Source organism: Geminicoccus flavidas, assembly GCF_009806515.1.
Classification (GTDB): domain Bacteria; phylum Pseudomonadota; class Alphaproteobacteria; order Geminicoccales; family Geminicoccaceae; genus Geminicoccus; species Geminicoccus flavidus.
On record NZ_WUJP01000329.1, the window covers coordinates 1 to 3,104 of the forward strand.

Genomic DNA, 3,104 nt, shown 5'->3' on the forward strand with positions numbered 1-3,104 from the left:
GGTGACCACGACGATCGGCGGGAATACCCGGTTCTACTATGCCGAGAACGAGCACCAGCAGTACCTGGCGAAGAAGCCCTGGGGCTATTGCGGCCTAGTCGGCACCGGCGTGGCCTGCCCGGTCGAGCCCGAGATCGGCGCCTGACGGACGTCCTTCCGCCGCGGCCGGATCACAGGAGCGGGTTCGGCCCGGTGAACAGGTCGCCCAGGGCCCGCCTGGCGCGAGCGCGCGCCCGGCGCCGCAGGACGTTGGCCGCCCGGTCGTGGCGCAGGTGGCAGCGCTGGCAGAACGCCTTCAGGTTGCCACCGCTGGAATTGCCCGGATCGTGGTCCAGATGGGCGGTGCCGAGCCAGATACGCCGCTGCCGCTGCATGGCGAGGTCGACGATGTCGGGCCAGGGCACCTGCTGGCCCTGGTCGTCCAGCCATTGCCCGGTCATCTCGTCGAACCAGCGCCCGTCGGCCAGCTGGCAGATCAGCCGGCCATGCGGCCGGGCACAGGCCTCGCAGCGGCCCCTGGCGCGCACGAAGCGGATCTGCCGGCTGATGATCGGCCAGTCGATCGGATAGAAGTAGCGGCGCTCGGGGCGGATCGGCACTGGATACTGGTTCCCGCTGTCCTGCTGGGACTTAGCGCCTTCCGCGGGCGGGGAAAACCGCCTGCTGCGCCACGGCCCGGGGCAAGGCCGGCCGCTCTGGCCAGGCCGGGATCGGCTGCACCCGAAGAAGAACAAGTAGCTGCGCCAGCACGCATAAATCTTGTTCATGGCCGACCATGTGAAATTGGCCGGATACTGGTGAACTGCAGCAAACTACCTGCGGAACTATCGCCGGCGAGTGCCGTTTACACGGCATGTCCAAGGCGATCAGCACTCCACCTGCCGACCAGAAAGTCGAACTGCTCGAGGAGCGGGTCGAAGTTGGAGTGCGCCAAGTAGATCGTGCTCGGGTCGTGGTGGAGACGCAAGTCGAGACCCGCCAGCATGCCGTCGAGGCCTGGCTCGATCATGAAGAGGTCCAGGTCGAGCGCGTGCCGGTAGGCACCGTGATCGAGGCAGTACCTCCGGTACGCGAGGAGGGCGGCGTCGTGATTGTGCCAGTGGTCGAGGAACGGCTCGTGATGCGGACGGAGCTCGTCCTGAAGGAGGAGCTCCGGATCACCCGCACCGTCCGAAAGCAGCTCGTGCGGCAGGAAGTGCCGCTGCGCTCCGAGCACGCAACCATCCGGCGGGAAGATCTCCCCGCTGCGTCCGAGACGATCAAAGGAGAACCGAAATGAGTACCGTCACCGCTCTCTATGACACTCGCGGCGCTGCCGAGGCTGCCCGCGACGGGCTGATCGGGATCAGCATCCAGGAGGAGAACATTACGATTCGCGGCACGGACGACCTCAGCCAGCCGGTCGAGCAGGAGAGCAAGGGCTTCTGGGCGAGCCTGGGCGACCTGTTCATGCCCGACGAGGATCGCTCGCTCTATTCGGAAGGCGTGCGGCGCGGCGGCTACCTGCTGATCGCGAACGTGCCGGAAGGCATGGAGCGCGAGGCCGAGGAGATCATGGAACGGGCGGACCCGATCGACCTCGACGAGCGTAGCGCCAACTGGCGCAGCGAGGGCTGGACGGGCGAGAGCTATCGCTCGGACAGCAGCTACGGCGCCGGTGCCGCGGCGGTCGGTGCCGGTACGGCAGGCGGCACCTACGGCACGGGGACCGATGATCTCGGTACCCGCAGCGAGTTCACCGACACCACCGGCATGACCGACACCCGCAGCGAGTTCAGCGACACCGCCGGCATGACCGGCACCACCGGCATGACTGGCAGTGCAGCCGGTCAGGATCTGGCCGGTGCCCGTGCGGCCGGGGCGACCTCGGTGAGCGTGGGCGACATGCCGACCCATGGCTCGGTGACCGGGACCGGCGGATATGAAGGCGACCTCCGCGGCAGCGACCGGCTGGGCACCGCCGGCGACGAGCAAGCCGTCCAGCTTGCCAAGGAAGAGCTGCGGGTCGGCAAGCGCGACGTCAGCGGCGGCCGCGTGCGGATCCGTACCTATGTGGTCGAGCGTCCGGTCGAGGCGGACGTGAACTTGCGCCAGGAGCATGTTACCATCGATCGCCGTCCGGTCGACCGCGAGGCGACTGTCGGCGACGAAGCGTTCCAGGAGCGCACCATCGAGGCCACCGAGCGCAGCGAGGAGGCGGTGGTCGACAAGGTAGCGCGGGTGAAGGAGGAGATCGGCCTCCATCGCGATGTCGAGAACCGCACCGAGACGGTCCGCGACACCGTGCGCGAGACCGAGGCCGAGATCGAGGACGACCGCGCGACCGGCCTCGGCACCGACCGTGCCGGCCGGGGTACCATCTGAGGGCAGGGCGGCCGCCCTTTCCGGACGGTCCGCCATCCTGAATCGACAACGGCGTCGCTCCCATCGAGGAGCGGCGCCGTTGCCGTGTAGTCCAGCGGAGGATCAGGCGGCCTTGCCCGCCACCTGCCGCAATGCCCGCTCGAATATTTCCGGCGGTTGGCCGCCCTGGATCAGGTGGCGGCCGTTCAGGATGACGGAGGGCACAGCGCTGATGCCGAGCCCGGTGAACCGTTGCTCCTGCGCCCGCACCTCCGCGGCATAACGGTCGCTGCCCAGGATCTCTTCAGCCTGCGCACGGTCCAGCCCGGCCTCGGCCGCGAGCCTGGCAAGGACAGCGTGCTCGGCGATGTTCTCGCCATGGGTGAAGTAGGCGCGCAACAGCGCGTGCTTGAGCGCCACCGCCCGGTTCTCCAGCTCCGCCCAGTGCAGCAGCCGGTGGGCGTCGAAACTGTTGTAGGTCCGCTGACGCGCCCCAGCACGGAACTCGAAGCCGACCGCCGCCCCGCGCTGGCGCAGCACCTCGGCATTGGCCGCGACCTGCTCAGGTGTGATCCCGTATTTCTCCGTCAGGTGCTCGACGATCTCCTGGCCGGCCTTCGGCATGTGCGGGTTCAGCTCGAAGGGCTGGAATTGCAGCTCGCCCTCCACCTCGCCCTCCAGGCGCCGTAGCGCCTCCTCCAGTGCATACAGGCCGACCGCGCACCAGGGGCAGACAATGTCCGACACGAAGTCGATCCGGA

At 68.3% G+C, this 3,104-nt stretch carries 5 protein-coding genes; 3 read left to right on the forward strand and 2 right to left on the reverse strand.

Annotation, left to right across the window (positions count from 1 at the left end; translation table 11 throughout):
* A partial coding sequence (locus tag EQG76_RS33345; protein WP_200840672.1) for a peptide-methionine (S)-S-oxide reductase occupies positions 1 to 145 on the forward strand: 145 nt, incomplete at its 5' end.
* 25 nt (positions 146 to 170) lie between these two features.
* On the opposite strand, the gene EQG76_RS32120 is transcribed toward EQG76_RS33345, so the two are convergent.
* A complete protein-coding gene (locus EQG76_RS32120) occupies positions 171 to 599 on the reverse strand; it encodes a hypothetical protein (protein WP_159712674.1) in 429 nt (142 codons plus the stop codon).
* Positions 600 to 853: 254 nt separating this feature from the next.
* On the opposite strand from EQG76_RS32120, the gene EQG76_RS09185 reads away from it, so the two are divergent.
* The gene (locus EQG76_RS09185) at positions 854 to 1,279 is read left to right on the forward strand and encodes a YsnF/AvaK domain-containing protein (protein WP_159712676.1); all 426 of its coding nucleotides are present in this window, start codon (positions 854 to 856) and stop codon (positions 1,277 to 1,279) included.
* Positions 1,276 to 2,364 carry a YsnF/AvaK domain-containing protein gene (locus EQG76_RS09190; protein ID WP_200840673.1) on the forward strand — a complete coding sequence of 363 codons (1,089 nt, stop codon included), beginning with the start codon at positions 1,276 to 1,278 and terminating at the stop codon, positions 2,362 to 2,364. The genes EQG76_RS09185 and EQG76_RS09190 overlap by 4 nt, the downstream gene beginning before the upstream one ends.
* A 102-nt stretch (positions 2,365 to 2,466) precedes the next feature.
* Here the strand turns inward: EQG76_RS09190 and EQG76_RS09195 are convergent.
* On the reverse strand, positions 2,467 to 3,104 hold a 638-nt coding region (locus tag EQG76_RS09195), incomplete at its 5' end, for a DsbA family oxidoreductase (RefSeq protein WP_159712678.1).